13 protein-coding genes and 1 tRNA gene are annotated in these 15,584 nt (G+C 63.2%); 5 read left to right on the top strand and 9 right to left on the bottom strand.

Annotation, left to right across the window (positions count from 1 at the left end):
- The first annotated feature begins 187 nt into the window (after positions 1-187).
- On the top strand, positions 188-397 hold the full coding sequence (locus tag ABCW43_RS07825; RefSeq protein WP_345922860.1) for a cold-shock protein: 210 nt from the start codon (positions 188-190) through the stop codon (positions 395-397).
- A gap of 109 nt (positions 398-506) precedes the next feature.
- Entirely contained in the window at positions 507-677 is a 171-nt protein-coding gene (locus tag ABCW43_RS07820) for a hypothetical protein (RefSeq protein ID WP_345922859.1), read from the top strand.
- 123 nt (positions 678-800) lie between these two features.
- Here ABCW43_RS07820 and ABCW43_RS07815 read toward each other — a convergent pair whose 3' ends face one another.
- The 5 genes from ABCW43_RS07815 to ABCW43_RS07795 form a co-directional block, all read right to left on the bottom strand.
- The gene (locus ABCW43_RS07815) at positions 801-974 is read right to left on the bottom strand and encodes a hypothetical protein (protein ID WP_345922858.1); all 174 of its coding nucleotides are present in this window, start codon (positions 972-974) and stop codon (positions 801-803) included.
- Positions 975-1,076: 102 nt separating this feature from the next.
- The gene (locus tag ABCW43_RS07810; protein ID WP_345922857.1) at positions 1,077-2,183 is read right to left on the bottom strand and encodes an ABC transporter permease; all 1,107 of its coding nucleotides are present in this window, start codon (positions 2,181-2,183) and stop codon (positions 1,077-1,079) included.
- A gap of 3 nt (positions 2,184-2,186) precedes the next feature.
- On the bottom strand, positions 2,187-4,952 hold the full coding sequence (gene rbbA, locus ABCW43_RS07805; protein WP_345922856.1) for a ribosome-associated ATPase/putative transporter RbbA: 2,766 nt from the start codon (positions 4,950-4,952) through the stop codon (positions 2,187-2,189).
- Positions 4,949-6,031, bottom strand: a complete 1,083-nt coding sequence (locus ABCW43_RS07800; protein ID WP_345922855.1) for an HlyD family secretion protein — start codon at positions 6,029-6,031, stop codon at positions 4,949-4,951. Before ABCW43_RS07800 ends, rbbA begins: the two co-directional genes overlap by 4 nt.
- A gap of 130 nt (positions 6,032-6,161) precedes the next feature.
- Positions 6,162-6,623, bottom strand: a complete 462-nt coding sequence (locus tag ABCW43_RS07795; protein ID WP_345922854.1) for an NUDIX hydrolase — start codon at positions 6,621-6,623, stop codon at positions 6,162-6,164.
- Positions 6,624-6,798: 175 nt separating this feature from the next.
- Here ABCW43_RS07795 and ABCW43_RS07790 point away from each other — a divergent pair, with 175 nt between their 5' ends.
- On the top strand, positions 6,799-7,629 hold the full coding sequence (locus ABCW43_RS07790; protein WP_345922853.1) for a universal stress protein: 831 nt from the start codon (positions 6,799-6,801) through the stop codon (positions 7,627-7,629).
- A 165-nt stretch (positions 7,630-7,794) separates the two neighbouring features.
- Here the strand turns inward: ABCW43_RS07790 and ABCW43_RS07785 are convergent, their stop codons facing one another.
- The 3 genes from ABCW43_RS07785 to ABCW43_RS07775 all read right to left on the bottom strand — a co-directional run bounded on the left by ABCW43_RS07785 (position 7,795) and on the right by ABCW43_RS07775 (position 11,521).
- Positions 7,795-8,457, bottom strand: coding sequence for a CBS domain-containing protein (locus ABCW43_RS07785; RefSeq protein WP_345922852.1), 663 nt, complete (start codon positions 8,455-8,457; stop codon positions 7,795-7,797).
- A gap of 73 nt (positions 8,458-8,530) precedes the next feature.
- Positions 8,531-11,236, bottom strand: a complete 2,706-nt coding sequence (locus ABCW43_RS07780) for a cation-translocating P-type ATPase (protein ID WP_345922851.1) — start codon at positions 11,234-11,236, stop codon at positions 8,531-8,533.
- A 211-nt stretch (positions 11,237-11,447) separates the two neighbouring features.
- A tRNA-Gln gene (locus ABCW43_RS07775) sits at positions 11,448-11,521 on the bottom strand.
- Positions 11,522-11,796: 275 nt separating this feature from the next.
- On the opposite strand from ABCW43_RS07775, the gene ABCW43_RS07770 reads away from it, so the two are divergent.
- Both ABCW43_RS07770 and ABCW43_RS07765 read left to right on the top strand, forming a co-directional pair.
- Positions 11,797-13,380 carry a Ppx/GppA phosphatase family protein gene (locus ABCW43_RS07770; RefSeq protein WP_345922850.1) on the top strand — a complete coding sequence of 528 codons (1,584 nt, stop codon included), beginning with the start codon at positions 11,797-11,799 and terminating at the stop codon, positions 13,378-13,380.
- Complete coding sequence (locus ABCW43_RS07765; protein WP_345922849.1) at positions 13,377-14,171, top strand: RlmE family RNA methyltransferase; 795 nt, start codon at positions 13,377-13,379, stop codon at positions 14,169-14,171. Before ABCW43_RS07770 ends, ABCW43_RS07765 begins: the two co-directional genes overlap by 4 nt.
- On the opposite strand, the gene ABCW43_RS07760 is transcribed toward ABCW43_RS07765, so the two are convergent.
- A complete protein-coding gene (locus tag ABCW43_RS07760) occupies positions 14,172-15,575 on the bottom strand; it encodes a DHA2 family efflux MFS transporter permease subunit (protein ID WP_345922848.1) in 1,404 nt (467 codons plus the stop codon).
- Positions 15,576-15,584: the final 9 nt, after the last annotated feature.

Genomic DNA, 15,584 nt, shown 5'->3' with positions numbered 1-15,584 from the left:
TGCAGGGTTGTGAGAAATGCCTTGCTCAAGACATAGTTGACCGGTAGGGGTTACCATCGAAATTGGTTGTCGAGCTTCGTTTTCACGCCTTTTGCGTTGGAGCTGATCTTTCCTTTCAAAATCGATCTCTTTTGTCACCGGCATTTTGCCGGGCGACGACCTGTGTTCGATTGGAAGGACCATCTTCATGAACAGCGGAATCGTAAAATTTTTCAACACCGCCAAAGGCTTCGGCTTTATCCAGCCCGCCGACGGATCGACGGACGTGTTCGTCCATATCTCGGCCCTCGAACGTTCGGGAATGACCTATCTGGCTGAAGGCCAGAAGGTGAGCTTCGATGTCGTGCGGGACAACCGCACCGGCAAGAACGCGGCTGAAAATCTGCAGATCGCTTAACGCCAAAACGACTTCGGTCTCTGACCACGGATGTACTGGCACGGACCCAGAGCGGTCGGGAGGCCCAGTTCCTCCCGGCCTTTTGTTATTCAATAATGAAAGAATTTCCATGAAAAAGACGGATGCAGAACAGCAGATAAAGAGAGCCCAGCGCCAGGTGGTCAACACCAGCGGCGGCGGCCATCTGGGCGGCACCAACCACGGCCAGGGTTACGACGCCAAGACCTCCTCCGCCAAAGGCAAGGCTGACAAGGGCCGCAAGACCGGCGGCAAGAGCTAACGGGCAAATGATGCGGGCCGAGGGGCACTTCGGCCTGTTCCTCCGGATCGGTTCCGTCGCTTCCGCGCGAGCCGGCTCTTTCAACTCCATGACAACGATCGCGCCGTCGGCGCGGAAATTGGGTTACTTGCGCTTGGGAGCGACCGGCCCTTTCTCCGGTTTCTGGGGATGTCCCGGGGCGATGGGATCGCTTGCCGGAAAAGTCTCTTCGAGCGACTCCTCCAGGTAATCGTCCTGCTCCTTGGCAATATCTTTGGCGGACGTTCCGGGTGAAGGCGTCTCTTTTCTCGTTCCCATTGTGGATCTCCCTGGTTGGACGAGCCCGACAATCCTACTCTCGTTTCTTCGACGGCAGAAGACATGATTGCCCTACTCCTTTGATCGGGAGGGAAGCCGCCTCTATCGTAGTGACCTGCGGAAGCCGCGCAGCGAGAGCGCAAAGAACACCGTCGCGATGAGGCAAAGCCAGGCGAATTGCGGCCACACGACCGAAAAACCGGCGCCGCGATAGAGGATCGCCTGGGCGAGCAGGATAAAATGCGTGTTCGGCGCGGCGAGCATGATCGTCTGGATCACCTCCGGCATGCTTTCGCGGGGCGTGGTCGCACCCGAGAGGATCTGCAACGGCAAAAGCACGAGCATCAACAGCAGGCCGAACTGCGGCATCGAGCCCGCAAGCGTCGCAAGCGCGATCCCCATGGCGGTTGCCGCCAGAAGATGGAGCGCCGCACCTGCCATGAACAGCACGACCGAACCTTCGATCGGAACGTTTAGCAATCCCTGCACCACGAAGACCAGCGAAAGCAGAGTGGCGACGAACACCACCAGGCCCATCGACCACACTTTTGCGGCCATGATCTCGAACGGTGTCAGCGGCATCACCAGAAGATGTTCCACCGTGCCGTGCTCGCGTTCGCGAATGAGGGCGGTACCGGTGAGAATGATCGCCAGCATGGTGACGTTGTTGATGACGTTCATCACCGATGCGAACCACATCTGGTTGAGTTCGGGATTGAACCGGGCGCGCAGTGCCAGGTTCACCGTCGGTGCCTGGTTGTCCTGAGCGGAGAACTCCGAGACCTCGGCCGAGACGATGTTCTGCACGTACCCGGATCCGGAAAACGCCTGTGTCATGCGGGTCGCATCGACGTTGAGCTGGACCACCGGTGTCTTGCCGGCGATCAGGTCGCTCTGGAAGTTCGGCGGAATATCGAGCGCGAACGTGTCGGTGCCGGAATCCATGCGAGCGTCCATCTCACCCGCGGTGATCATCGCCGGCTGCTTGAAATAGGGCTTCAGGAATGAATCGGCGATCCGGCGCGAGAGCGGTGAACTGTCCTCGTCGACGATTGCGATCGGCGCGTTGTTCAATGTCTCGGGAACGGCCTTTGCCTCCGTATAGACGGCGATCGTAAAGGAATAGACGATCAGCCCGAGCAATATCGGGTCGCGCATCAGCCCGCGCAGTTCCTTGATGCCAAGATGGAAGATGTTGGCGAGCCGCATCCGTCACCTTGCCTGTTTCTTGAGAAAGAAGGTGCTTGCCGCGATCAGCAACGGGGCGGCGACGAGGAGCGGCAGGAAAGCTTCAAGCAGACTGTCGAAGCCGAGGCCCTTCGAGAAGGTCCCGCGCGAGATGATGTTGAAATAGGTGGTCGGATAGATCTGGCCAATGACGGCCCCAACCCCCTGCAGCGACGAGACCGGATCGATCATGCCGGCGAACTGCACGGCCGGGATGATCGTCATCAGCGTCGTCCCGAAGATCGCGGCGATCTGGCTCGACATGAAAGTCGAGACGAGCAGACCGAAGGCAGTCGCGAACCCGACATAGAGAAGTGCCGCCGTGGCGAAAGCGAGCAGACTGCCGGTGAATGGCACCTGGAAAACCAGGATCGCAAACAACCACAGGAGCACGGCGTTCACCATGCCGAGCACCAGGTAGGGAAGCTGCTTGCCGAGCAGGAATTCGAGCCGCGTCACTGGCGTCACGTAGAAGTTGACGATCGAGCCGAGTTCCTTCTCCCGCACCACCGACAGTGCGGCAAGCATGGCGGGGATCAGGAGAAGCAGCAGCGGAATGACCGCCGGCACCATGGCCACGAGGCTTTCGATGCCGGGATTGTAGCGGAAGCGGGTCTCGACGGAGAATTGCCCCGTGGCTGCCTCGCCGTAGATCTCGCGCGCCTTCTGGGCCAGCCAGTGGGCATGCATGCCCTGCACATAACCGCGCGTCGTTTCCGCCCGTTGCGGCATCGCGCCGTCAATCCACGCGCCGATTTCCACGTCATGGCCGCGCGCGACATGTTCGGCGAAACCGGCCGGGATCTCGATCGCCAGTTTCAGGGAGCCGTCACGCATGCGGCGGTCGAGATCGGCATAGTCTGCAAGCGGCGGCTGTTCGATGAAGTAGCGGGAACCGGCGATGTCCGCGACATAGTCGCGGCTGGCGACCGTGTCGTCCCGGTCGAGGACCGCAAAGGTGAGATCCTTGACGTCCATGTTGATACCGTAGCCGATCACGAACATCAGGATGACGCTGCCGATCAGCGCCAGGGTGGCGCGGATCGGATCGCGGCGGATTTCCAGCGTTTCACGAAGGCTGTAGCTCCAGATGCGGCGCAGGTCGAAGGCGCGGTGCTTGCGCGCGCCGGTGAACTTGTACCCGTCTTCCGCTGTCGATGGAACCGAGTTGGAGGAAGCAACCGGCTCCCCGATCGCATCTTCGAGATAGGCGATGAAGGCCTCCTCCAGCGTCGTGGCATAGCGGTTTTTGCGGATCGCGTCGGGCGTATCGCTCACCAGCACCTTGCCGGCATGCATCAGCGATATGCGGTCGCAGCGTTCCGCCTCATTCATGAAATGGGTGGAGATGAATATGGTGACGCGGTCTTTCCGGGAGAGTTCGATCAACGCCGCCCAGAGCTGGTCGCGGGCGATGGGATCGACGCCGGAGGTCGGCTCGTCGAGGATCAGCACCTCCGGCGAATGGATCAGCGCCACCGCCAGCGAAAGCCGCTGGCGGACGCCGAGCGGCAGGGCATCAGGAAGCGTGTCCATGACCTCCGCAAGCTCGAAACGCCGCCCCATTTCCTCGATCCGCGCCGGGATCGTGTCAGCCGGCAGCTGGAACAGCCGCGCATGCAGGTCGAGGTTCTGCCGGACCGTCAGCTCGCTATAGAGCGAGAAAGCCTGGCTCATGTAGCCGACACGCCGCCGAACATCCATGTCCTTCGGATCGACCGCCTTGCCGAAAAGCTTCGCCGTACCCTCGCTTGCCGGCAGCAGGCCGGTCAGCATCTTCATCGTCGTGGATTTGCCGCAGCCGTTCGAGCCGAGAAAGCCGAAGATCTCGCCGCGGCGGATGCGGAAGCTGACATCGTCCACCGCTGTGAAGTTCCCGAAGCGCATGGTCAGGCCTTCGGCCTCGATGGCGAAGTCAGCCTCGGTGAAGTCCGCAGGCTGGATCGCGACCGCGTGGTAGGCAGCCCGTTTCTCTTCGGGCATAAGCTGGATGAAGGCCTCGTCGAGCGTGTGCGCGCGGGTACGGGTTAGGATCTGCCGCGGGGTCCCGGTCGCCAGCACCCTGCCGGCATCCATGGCCGCCAGCCACTCGAAGCGGGCGGCTTCCTCCATGTAGGCGGTCGCGACGATCACGCTCATCTGCGGCCGCTCCGTGCGGATATCCTCGACAAGGCTCCAGAACTGCCGGCGCGACAATGGATCGACGCCGGTGGTCGGCTCGTCGAGGATCAGAAGGTCCGGATCGTGGATGAGGGCGCAGCAGAGGCCGAGCTTCTGTTTCATGCCGCCCGAAAGCTTGCCCGCCGGCCGGTCCTCGAAGCCCGACAGGCCGGTGCGCTTCAGAAGGTTGGCGATGCGGTATTCCCGTTCCTCGCGGCCCTGGCCGAACAGGCGGGCGAAGAAATCGGCATTCTCGAACACCGACAGCGTCGGATAGAGGTTCTTGCCAAGCCCCTGCGGCATATAGGCGATGGCCGGGTAGGTGCGGTCCCGGTGACGGGCCCTGCGCATGTCGCCGCCGAGCACCTCGATCTCTCCGGTCTGGATCTGCCGGGCGCCGGCGATCAGCGAAAGCAGCGAGGATTTGCCCACCCCGTCCGGGCCGATCAGGCCGATCATCCGGCCCGCAGGCAGATCGAGGGTTATGCCGTCGATGGCGCGCGTGCCGCCGTAGGAGTGGCTGACGTCCTTCAGCCGCGCCACATAGCCCGGTTCCGCCGGGATACCCATCGCCTGCTGTTCCGGGCTCATGGGGTAAGCGGCTGTGACAGGGCCGCAGGCCACTCGGCGGCGGGATCGAGCTTCACATAGGTCCGGCCCGGCAACCCGGTCTTGACCTGCGCGATATATTTCTGAAGCAGTTCCGGAGAGACCCGCGCCCGGATGCGGAACATCAGCTTCTGGCGTTCCTCCTCCGTCTCCACCGTCTTCGGCGTAAATTGTGCCACGTCGGACACGAACGAAATCCGGGCCGGAACGACATATTGAGGGGCGGCATCGAGGACGATGCGGGCCTCGCCGCCGATCGGGGTGCGCCCGGCCTCTTCCGTTGCCAGAAAGAAGGTCATGTAAACGTCGCCGACATCGAGGATGTTAAGCACGCGGCCGCCGGCGGCGACCACTTCACCGGGCTGCGCCACGAGATATTGCACCCGTCCGTCACGCGGAGCCTTGAGCTCGGAATCGCGCAGATCGGCATCGATCCGCGCGACGGTCGCCTGCATCGCCTCGACCGAGGCCTCGGCATCGATGACCTGGGACTGCGCCGCGCCGATTGCCGCATCGGTCGCCGCAAGGTTGGCTTTGGCCGCGGAGACGGTTGCCACGCCTCCCTCGACCCTGGCCCGGTCGTCATCCAGCAATTGGTCGGAAACCGACCCGCTGCGGCTCATCTGCTCGCTGCGCGCAAGCCGCTTGCGAGCCGATTGCAGCTGGACTTCGTTCTGCGAAACGGTAGCCGCCGCGGCTTCCTTTTCCGCCCGGCGCTGGACGACCAGGCTTTTCGCGGTGTCGATGGCGATCCTCGCCCTGGCGAGCTGGGCTTCCGCTTCCCGCTTCTGGGCGGCGAGCTGTTCGATATCCATGCGGGCGACGACCGCGCCGGCTCTGACGAACTCGCCCTCCTTCACCAGAATGTCTGAAAGTCGCCCCGCGGTCCTCGCCGCGATGTCGATCTCGACGGCTTCGATGCGGCCGTTGCCGCTGGCAATTCCCTGCATGGCTTGCGCCGCCCGAAGGTCCTGCTGATACCGCCAGCCGAAATAACCGGCGGCACCTACGACTGCGACAATGATGGCGGTTTTTGCGATACGGTTCAAAGGAGGCTCCATGAACGCTGGTGTCGGCAGCTTTCGTATCTGCCCATCACGGGCTTTGTGGTGATCTAAGTCAAGCGCGGAAGGGTTTTTACTGGCGGCTCGGCACATCGGCGAGGCAGAAGCCGGATTTGCGCGCTCCTCGCTATGGCCGCCGGCGGGCCGCGAAATCGACGAGAATGGGCTGCTGACCCTTCAATATTTTGCGTTCCGCCTCATCGAGGCCGAACCATCCGGCCCGGTCGACTTCCGGGAACTCTTTCATGAGTCCCGATTTCGGCGGCCACTCGATCCGGAACGTGTTGCTGACGACGGTTGCCGTGTTGATGTCGGCCTCTATCGACCACGCGAGCACGCGCTTGCCGCCGGGCTGGCGATAGTCCCCGAGCCATTCGAAGGGGCCGTCTATTCGCGCTCCTACCTCCTCGAAAACCTCTCGTTTCACAGCCGCCAGTTCGTCCTCGCCCTCTTCGACAAGGCCCTTGGGAATGGACCAGGCCCCGTCGTCCTTGGCTGCCCAGAACGGCCCGCCGGGATGAACCAGAAACACTTGCCGATATCCGGCAGTTCGCCGGAATATCAATAGACCTGCGCTGCGTTTCGGCATGACAAAGCCTTCCTCATGGCGACGGACGCCGCTCTCGATCCTAGCCAATCGGCAGACGGCGCGCACCCGTTTCAAATTATCTGGTCCGATTGACGAAGATCATGGCTCAGGCCGACGCCGGTTCTAGGCTTTCCGCCACAGGGCCGATCAAGGCCTTATGCAGAGGAGACAGACAATGTCGTTCAAGACAGTGCTTGCAATGATCGGCAATACGGAACCTACCGCTGATCTTGCCCGTGCAATGGAGATCGCGACCGAGCTCGAAGCGCATCTTTCCGTGGCAGTCATCGGCCTCGCCGTTCCGGCGAACATGGGAGATTATCCGGCCGGCACGGTATGGCTCGACCAGCGGGACGAGGATCTGAGATTGCTCGACGGCATTGAGAAACAGGCAGCCAGCGCCTGCGAGGCGAATGGCCTGTCGTTCGATGTCGACATCATCTATGCGGAAGGCGTTTTCGTCAGCGAGGAAATTCACCGCCGCGCGCTTTATGCCGACGTGGTGGTGATCGGAGACGGTGTGCGCAGTGACCCCGTGCTCACCAGGAGGATCGTCGATGGCGGCGTGTTCGAAGCGCGGCGTCCCCTCCTGCTGATGCCGAAGGACCGCAAGACGACCTTGAAGCCGCAGCGGATGCTGCTCGCCTGGAATTCCCGTGCCGAGGCCGCGCAGGCCGCCCGCGAGGCTCTCGATATGATGATCTGGGCCGAAGAGGTGCATGTTGTGCTCGTGGATCCCGACAGCTCCTATTGGGTCAGCGGCGGCGAACCCGGCGCCGACATTGCCGCCTATCTCGCCCGCCACGGCGTAAATGTCGTCATCGAACAACTGGCGAGCGGCGGCCGGCCGGTGGAAGAGGTGCTCGAAAGGCATGCGCTGGAAATCGACGCCGACCTCGTCGTGATGGGCGCCTACGGACATTCGCGGCTGCGAGAGCGGATCTTCGGCGGCGTGACGGCCTCGATGTTGCGGGAAAGCAGGTTCCCGGTCCTGATCGCCCGGTAGAACACGGAAACATCTGGCAGATCCTGCCTGTCTCCCGCAGTCGGCGGGAGGTAGGTTTTGCGTCCATAGACAAGCAGGAGACGATACTTGACCCCGCTGGCCCGGACGCAAAATCCGCCCCGCGGGGCTGAACCCGAAGGGCGGATCGGATCGCATTATCTGTTGCTATCGAGCCGGTTGCGCCGTCGGCGTCCGGATAACGACGCCGCCGACGTCGGCTATGCTTGCGGCCAGGATACGTATCGCTTCCTGCTCCGCATCGGTGGCAAACTTGCCGATGACTTCTACGACCGAGTCGCGCACCCTGACCTCGACCTTGTCCTTGCCAAGACCCAGTTCCGCCAGGAGCCGCGTCGCGACGGCGAGCTGCAGCGCGTCGTCGCCACGGGCGATCACGTCGGGGGTGGCGATGGCGATCCTGAGGACATCGCGGCGGCTGACGATCCCGACGAGCCTGCCGTTGTCGACGACGGGAATGCGCTTGATGGCATGGAGGCGCATCAGCGCAACGATCTCGGCAACACCGGCACCAGGCGCCACACTGACGACCTTGCGGCTCATGCAGTCCTCCGCCTTCAACCCGTGCGTCTTGACGTAGTTTTCGAAGAATGCCGGGTCGCCATTGTCCGGAGCAGCCTTCGGCGAGAGGTTGAATTCGTGGCGCTTCAGAATATCACCTTCGGTGAGCATCCCGCACAATGTCCGATGATCGTCGATCACCGGCAGGCCGCTGATGTCGTTGTCGATCATCATCCGGATCGCGTGTCGCAGGCTGGTTCCGGGGCTGACGTGAACCAGTCGGGTGGTCATCAAATCTCTGGCAAGCATCTTGCGCTCCTCTGGTGGCGATCGTCCGTCTGTGTCTTCGAGCTTCTCCCATCGCACCGACACGGACCTTGACCTAGCGCAATCCCGAAGGGTGCGAAGACCGATCGGGCCGGGCTCGTCTGCGCAAGCGCCATTTGTCCAGTTCGGTGACGACCAGGATCGAGGAGGCGGCAAGCAGCATCAAAGCCCATTCGGCAAACGAGATCGGGGCGAGATCGAGGGTTTCGCGAAACCAGGGAATATACATCGCCGAAATATGGATGGCCTGGGCGGCGATGACGGTGAGGATCAGCAGCGGGTTGCCGAAGAAATTCAACGAGAAGATCGATCGGCGCTCCGAGCGGCTGGTGAAGGTCTGGATGTTTTCGAACAGCACGAAAAGCAGCAGCAGCATGTTGCGCGCCTGCGAAATCTCGTAGCCCTGATACAGCAGATAGGAGAAGATCGCGAAACCGCCCCCGCCGATGACCAGCATCGACTGGACGATCCGTCGTATCATCAACCGGTCGAAGATCGGTTCCTTCGGACGGCGCGGTGGCCGCGCCAGTTCGTCCCCCTCCGGCTTCTCGCCGGCAAGCGCGACGTCCTGGATGCCGTTGGTGACGAGATTGAGCCAGAGCAGCTGCACCGGAAGCAGCGGCATGGGCAGCCCGAGCGGGATTGCCAGCAGGAAGAGCAGCATTTCGGCAGCCCCCGTTGCGGTAAGCATCAGGATCACCTTGCGGATATTCGAATAGGCGGTGCGGCCTTCACGGATGCCGCTGACGATCGACGCGAAATTGTCGTCGGTGACGACGATATCGGCGCTTTCCTTGGCGACCTCAGTTCCCTTGCGGCCCATCGCCACGCCCACATGGGCGTGTTTGAGCGCCGGAGCGTCATTGATGCCGTCGCCGGTGACGGCCACGAAATGGCCGTTTCGGGCGAGCGACAGCACGATCGCAAGCTTCTGCGCCGGGGCAACCCGGGCGTAGATCCTGGCCCGCCCGGTCAGTTCGTCAAGCCTGTACGGCCCGGACTTCTCCGCTTCGCTGACCTCATCTCCGGTTACGACCTGGTCGGGTTGGAACTTCAGCCCCGCCTGCGCGGCGATGGCGGCAGCCGTCTTCGGGTCGTCGCCGGTCACCATGACCACGGTTACACCGGCCGCGTAACAATCGCGGATGGCCTGCGGAACTTCCGGCCGGATCGGATCCTTCATGCCGGCAAGGCCCAGGAAAACCAGATCGACCAGATGATGGTATCCGAAGCTCTCGTCCGAACCGCCGCGAATTTCCCCTTCCGCGAATGCGAGCACCCTCAGCCCGCGCTCGGCCATTTCCTCCTTCTGCCGGAGAAGCATCTCGCGATCGATCGGCACGACGCCGTTGCCGCCATCCATCCGGTCCGCCATGTCGATCAGGGTTTCCGCCGATCCCTTGACGAAGATGCGTACCCGCTCGCCCCGGCGGTGGAACGAGGCGGCATATTTGAGGTCCGGCTCATAGGGGATGCGCGCGATCAGCGGATAGTTGTCCTTCATCGCCTCCTGCTCGAGGCCGCCCTTGCGGGCCGCAGCCAGGAGAGCGATGTCAACCGTATCGCCGACGCCCTTCCAGCCGTCCGCATGGCGGGTGAGCGAACCCTCGTTGGGCAGAACGGCCGCCTTCAGCAGCTTCTCCGCACGATCGCGTGCATCCGTCTGGCTGAGGTTAGATCCCCGGATTTCGCAGGTATCGAGATCCATGCCGGCATCGAGCACGAGTTCGCTGCCGTCGGGCAGGCGGATATCGGTGACCGTCAGCTCGTTGAGGGTGAGCGTCCCCGTCTTGTCGGTGGCGATCATCGTGCAGGATCCGAGGGACTCGACGGCCGGCATGCGGCGAACGATGACATTGCGCCTGGCCATGCGGCGCATGCTGATCGCCAGCGCGATCGAGATGGCGATCGGCAGGCCTTCCGGAATGGCGCTGACCGCAAGCCCGACCGACATCATGAACAGGTCGCTCCAGGCAAGTCCGCGAAACAGGCCAACGGCGATGAGGACGGCGGAGGCGATTCCGACGCTCCAGGCGATCATGTTCGAAAAATGCTTCAGCCGGATCATCAGCGGCGGCTGGCTGGTCGAGACCCTGCCGATCTCGGCGGCGATCCTGCCGATTTCGGTCGAAAGCCCGGTCGCAACAACCAGACCGGTGCCGCGACCGCGCGTGACAAGGCTGCCTGCAAACGCAAGGCCGGATTTCCTTTTTTCGTTCGGCGCCCCGACGGCAGTGACGGTCTTGCGCGCCGGCGCGGATTCGCCCGTCAGAAGCGACTCGTCGCAGAGCAGGTCATTGGTCTCGAAAAGCTCGATATCGGCCGGGATACGGCCGCCGGCCTCGATCCGGACGAGATCGCCCGGAACCAGCAGGCACGCCTCGATCTCCTGCGCCGTCCCATCGCGGACGACGGTCGCAAACGGCTGTTCAAGGCTGCGCAAGGCCGCCGCAGCACGGCCGGCGGAATATTCCTGGATGCCGCCGATCACGCCGTTCAGCACCAGCACGATGCCGATGAATACGGCATCCTCGGCCTCGCTGACGAGAAGCGAGACGGCGGCCGCGATCAGCAGGATATAGATGAGCGGGCTGCGGAACTGCGCGAGGAAGATCAGGAGCAGGGAGGGGGTCCTGGGCTCGGGAAGGCGGTTCAGGCCGAACCGCGCCAGACGCTCCGCCGCTTCGGCACCGCTGAGCCCGTCACGGAACGTATCGTTCTGCTCGCGCTCGGATTGGAGCAAGACTGAATTCGCAGGCATCGGCTCTCCAGATCAAACTGCGCCTCTCCCATCGACAAGACGGGGAAGCGCTCGATTAAGGAGGATAACCGCCAGGGTTTGGCGGTAATTGATATCCGTCAACGTGAGAACGTGTGCTGGCGCGCCGCGCGGATGATCGCAGATCAGTTGCGGCATCGCCAATCGATAGCCACGCCGAAACACCAAGCAGGTTCGGGAAATCTGAAGATATTGGCTGGGGAACCTGGATTCGAACCAAGATTAACGGAGTCAGAGTCCGTCGTTCTACCGTTGAACTATTCCCCAGCAGGGGCCGCCGGGAAATGGTCCGGCCGGTGTGCGGCGCTTATAAACAAAAGCTGGCGGATTGCAAATACCGATTTCGAAAAAAATCGAAGCTGCGGAGGCTTTCTCGTCATAGGCCCGGAAAAGCCCAAAAGCCGGCTGATGACAGGGGGATGACGTGGCTGGCAAAAAGCCGTTGGCGAAATCGCCACCGCCTGTTATCTTCGCACCAACGAAACAATCAGACGCCAGCGGCATACCTTCAAGAGGCCTTGCGCGGCGAGATGGATTTAACAGTGATGGACCCCGATAGCGGCGCAAAGCCGCCGGAAGGCGGGGCGTCGGCGGTACCGCGCGGAGAGGGTAAATCCTCGAGGCGTCGGAAGGCGAAGCGGAACGGCAAGCGTCGTGACGCGGCGCCTGTAACCAATTCGGAAGCGGTCGATTCGGCCGCCTCTGCCGGACGTCCCCATAGCCAGGAACCCAACCCGTCGGCGCGCAAGCGCAAGCGGCGGCGTGCGAAATCCGCCGGCGCCCAGCAGCTGGTACAGGGCTCGAACGCCGCACCCGCAGCACAGCAGATTCCGGTGCGCCCCGAAGGCGGGCAGCTGCCGCATTCGGCCAAATCGTCGTCGCGCAATCGGCGCAAGAAGAACAGAGGCGGCCGTGGCCTTCAGGGCCGGCCGCTGACGCCTGCAAAGGCGGCGCCCGGCGTGGCGAAGGCGCCAGCGCCTGTCGGTTCGGGCCAGGTTTCTTCCAGGGATATCCGCGGCAGGGCCGGAGCTGAAAGCTTGGGCGCGGAGCAGCGCGGCGAAAAATTCTCCTACGTCAACGACCTCTATGCCGCGCTCGACCTCGGCACCAACAACTGCCGCCTGCTGATCGCGCAGCCGACAAGGCCGGGCCAGTTCCGCGTCGTCGATGCGTTTTCGCGGATCGTCCGTCTCGGCGAAGGGCTCGGCACCAGCCGCCGGCTGTCGCAGGATGCCATGGACCGCGCCGTCGAAGCCCTGCGCATCTGCGCCACAAAGCTCGCCAACCGGCCGATCCGCCGTATGCGGCTGATCGCAACCGAAGCTTGCCGGGCTGCCGATAACGGCGAGGAGTTCTTGGCTCGGGTGATCGCCGAGACCGGGCTGGAACTGGAAATCATCGACCGCGAGACTGAGGCACGGCTTGCGGTTTCGGGCTGCTCGTCGCTGGTCGGTCGCGAGGCGCGCTCCGTCGTTCTTTTCGATATCGGCGGCGGTTCGTCGGAAATCGCCGTCATCCGTATCGATGACAGCCGCTCTAGCCGGCTTGCCAACCATATCACCCATTGGACCTCGCTTCCGGTCGGCGTCGTGACGCTGTCTGAACGGCATGGCGGGCGCGACGTGACGCCGGATGTCTTCAGCGCCATGGTGACGGAAGTCGAGGGCATGCTGGCCGGTTTCGATTGCCCGCCGCTTGCCGCCTTCCGCCGGCAGGGCGCCGAAGATTTCCATCTGATCGGGACGTCGGGAACGGTCACCACGCTTGCTGGCGTGCATCTCGACCTGCCGCGCTACGACCGCCGCAAGGTCGACGGCCTGTGGCTGTCGGATGCGGAAGTCTCCGCCATGCAGGCAAAACTGCTCTCCTGGGATTTTGCCGGCCGTGCCGCCAATCCCTGCATCGGTCCGGACAGGGCTGATCTGGTGCTGGCCGGCTGCGCCATTCTGGAAGCGATTCGCCGCCGGTGGCCGAGCCAGCGCATGCGGGTTGCCGACCGGGGCCTGCGCGAGGGCCTGTTGACGGACATGATGGCCGACGACGGCGTGTGGCGTCGGGTACGGCCGCGCCGCCAAGCTGGCAGTCAAGGTGCCGGCGGACAGGATGAGGCGGGAGCAAGACGATGACGAAACCACCCTCCAAGTCCCCCGGCAGCGGCAATCGCACCGGCCGCAAGCTCGGCCAGAAGGTCAAGAAGGGCAAGCTCAAGGCGTCGTCGCGGCGCTGGCTCGAGCGCCATATCAACGATCCCTATGTCCAGCGCGCCAAGCTCGAAGGATATCGCGCCCGCGCGGCCTTCAAGCTTCTGGAGATCGACGAGAAACATCAGATCCTCAAGGGCGCCCGCCGGATCATCGATCTGGGCGCCGCGCCGGGAAGCTGGTCGCAGATCGCCGCCAATGTCACCGGTTCGACCGACGATGATATCCGCGTGGCAGCGATCGATTTCCTCGAAATGGCACCGCTTGCCGGCGTCAAGATCCTGCAGCTCGACTTCCTCGATCCGGAAGCGCCGCGCCTGCTGATGGAAGCGATCGGCGGTACGCCGGACGTGGTCATCTCGGACATGGCGGCTCCGACCACCGGCCATCAGAAGACCGACCACCTGCGCACCATGCATCTGTGCGAGGTGGCGGCGCATTTTGCCGTCGAAGTGCTGGGCGAGGGCGGCCATTTCCTGGCCAAGACCTTCCAGGGTGGCACCGAACGCGACCTGCTCAACATGCTGAAGCAGAATTTCAAGCAGGTCGTCCACGTCAAGCCGGGCGCCTCGCGTCAGGAATCGGTCGAGATGTTCTTGCTCGCCAAGCATTTCAAGGGTCGCAGGGCCGGCGAGACTACCCCGGACTCCGAGATGGAGGAAGCGGAAGTGGAATACGCCGAGGCTAACGACGTCGAATCGGACGACCGGGCCTGACTACTCGCCGGCTTCCGGTTGGATCTTGGCGGCTCCGTGGCCGGAAACGGCAGCACCCGTCATCGGGTCCAGCCTCAGCAGGGGCACGACCGCCAGAAGCGAAAGGGCGGCCACCAGGAAGAAAGCCAGGTGGAAGTCAAAGAGCTGCAGGTGGGTACCGGTGACCGCCGCCGACGCCTCCAGGATGAAGGCCGCGAAGGCGACGCCGAGCGCCATGCTGATCTGCTGCAGGACGGAGGCGATCGAGGTCGCCTGGCTCGCCTGTTCGTCGCTGATCTCGGAATAGCTGAGCGCGTTCGAGCCGGTGAAGAAGAAGGAGCGGCAGAAGCCCGACATCAGCAGGAAGGCGATGATCAGCGCGTGGGAGGTTTCCGGCGTGAAAAAGCCGTTTGCCGCCGTTGTCGCCGCACCGAGCACGCCCGCGACGATCAGCGTCATCTTGAAGCCGGTCATCGCGAAGACGCGGCGGGCGGCGAACTTCACGATCAGCGCGCCGAGCGCGCCGGCAAACGTGATGAGGCCGGACTGGAAAGGGTTGAGGCCGAAACCGAGCTGCAGCATCAGCGGCATCAGGAATGGAATGGCCCCTGTCGAGATGCGGAACAGCGTACCGCTGCTGCTCGCCGCCCGGAATGCATCGTCCTTGAAGAGCCGCAGATTGAGGATCGGCGCGGGGTGGCTGCGCGCATGGACGACATAGGCGACGCCGGCGGCGAGGCCTAATGCCGTCGCCGTGATGCCGATGGCCGGCGGCAGCGCCGGAAGGCCGACGACCGAAAGCCCGAAGACCGTGCCGGCCGCGGTGATCGAGGTCAGGAAGAACCCCCACCAGTCGATCGAGGGAGGATTGGTGGTCTCGATCTCCGGCAGGAAGATTGTCGCGAGATAGATGCCGAGCAGGCCGACGGGCACGTTGATCAGGAAGATCCAGTGCCAGGTGAAATAGGTGGTGATGAAACCGCCGATCGGTGGCCCGGTGAGGGGCCCGACCAGCGCCGGGATGGTGAGCAGCGCCATGGCCGAGACGAGCTCGCTGCGCTTGGTGGTGCGCAGAAGAACCAGGCGCGCAACCGGCGTCATCATCGCTCCGCCCATGCCCTGCAGGAAGCGCGAGAGCACGAACTGGAGGAGATCCGAGGAGAACGCGCAGCAGATCGAGCCGACGACAAAGACGAAGATCGCGACGCGAAAGATCTTCTTGGCGCCGAAGCGGTCCGCCATCCAGCCGCTGATCGGGATGAACATGGCGAGCGCCACCATGTAGGAGGTTAGCGCCAGTTTGAGCGTGATCGGCCCTACATTGAGGTCGGCAGCGATCGCCGGAAGCGCGGTCGCAATGACGGTGGAGTCCATCTGCTCCATGAAAAGGGCGACGGCGAGAATGAGCGGAACGATGCGGTTCATGAGGTGCCT

This window comes from Neorhizobium tunisiense, assembly GCF_039631515.1.
Lineage (GTDB): Bacteria > Pseudomonadota > Alphaproteobacteria > Rhizobiales > Rhizobiaceae > Neorhizobium.
Note: the sequence above shows the minus strand (reverse complement) of the source record. Positions and strands in the feature narration are given on the sequence as shown.

What these genes read in the sequence shown, in the direction of transcription:
- ABCW43_RS07825 (WP_345922860.1), top strand. Translation starts at nt 188, where the DNA reads ATGAACAGCGGAATCGTAAAATTTTTCAACACCGCCAAAGGCTTCGGC.
- ABCW43_RS07820 (WP_345922859.1), top strand. Translation starts at nt 507, where the DNA reads ATGAAAAAGACGGATGCAGAACAGCAGATAAAGAGAGCCCAGCGCCAG.
- ABCW43_RS07815 (WP_345922858.1), bottom strand. Translation starts at nt 974, where the DNA reads ATGGGAACGAGAAAAGAGACGCCTTCACCCGGAACGTCCGCCAAAGAT.
- ABCW43_RS07810 (WP_345922857.1), bottom strand. Translation starts at nt 2,183, where the DNA reads ATGCGGCTCGCCAACATCTTCCATCTTGGCATCAAGGAACTGCGCGGG.
- rbbA (WP_345922856.1), bottom strand. Translation starts at nt 4,952, where the DNA reads ATGAGCCCGGAACAGCAGGCGATGGGTATCCCGGCGGAACCGGGCTAT.
- ABCW43_RS07800 (WP_345922855.1), bottom strand. Translation starts at nt 6,031, where the DNA reads ATGGAGCCTCCTTTGAACCGTATCGCAAAAACCGCCATCATTGTCGCA.
- ABCW43_RS07795 (WP_345922854.1), bottom strand. Translation starts at nt 6,623, where the DNA reads ATGCCGAAACGCAGCGCAGGTCTATTGATATTCCGGCGAACTGCCGGA.
- ABCW43_RS07790 (WP_345922853.1), top strand. Translation starts at nt 6,799, where the DNA reads ATGTCGTTCAAGACAGTGCTTGCAATGATCGGCAATACGGAACCTACC.
- ABCW43_RS07785 (WP_345922852.1), bottom strand. Translation starts at nt 8,457, where the DNA reads ATGCTTGCCAGAGATTTGATGACCACCCGACTGGTTCACGTCAGCCCC.
- ABCW43_RS07780 (WP_345922851.1), bottom strand. Translation starts at nt 11,236, where the DNA reads ATGCCTGCGAATTCAGTCTTGCTCCAATCCGAGCGCGAGCAGAACGAT.
- ABCW43_RS07765 (WP_345922849.1), top strand. Translation starts at nt 13,377, where the DNA reads ATGACGAAACCACCCTCCAAGTCCCCCGGCAGCGGCAATCGCACCGGC.
- ABCW43_RS07760 (WP_345922848.1), bottom strand. Translation starts at nt 15,575, where the DNA reads ATGAACCGCATCGTTCCGCTCATTCTCGCCGTCGCCCTTTTCATGGAG.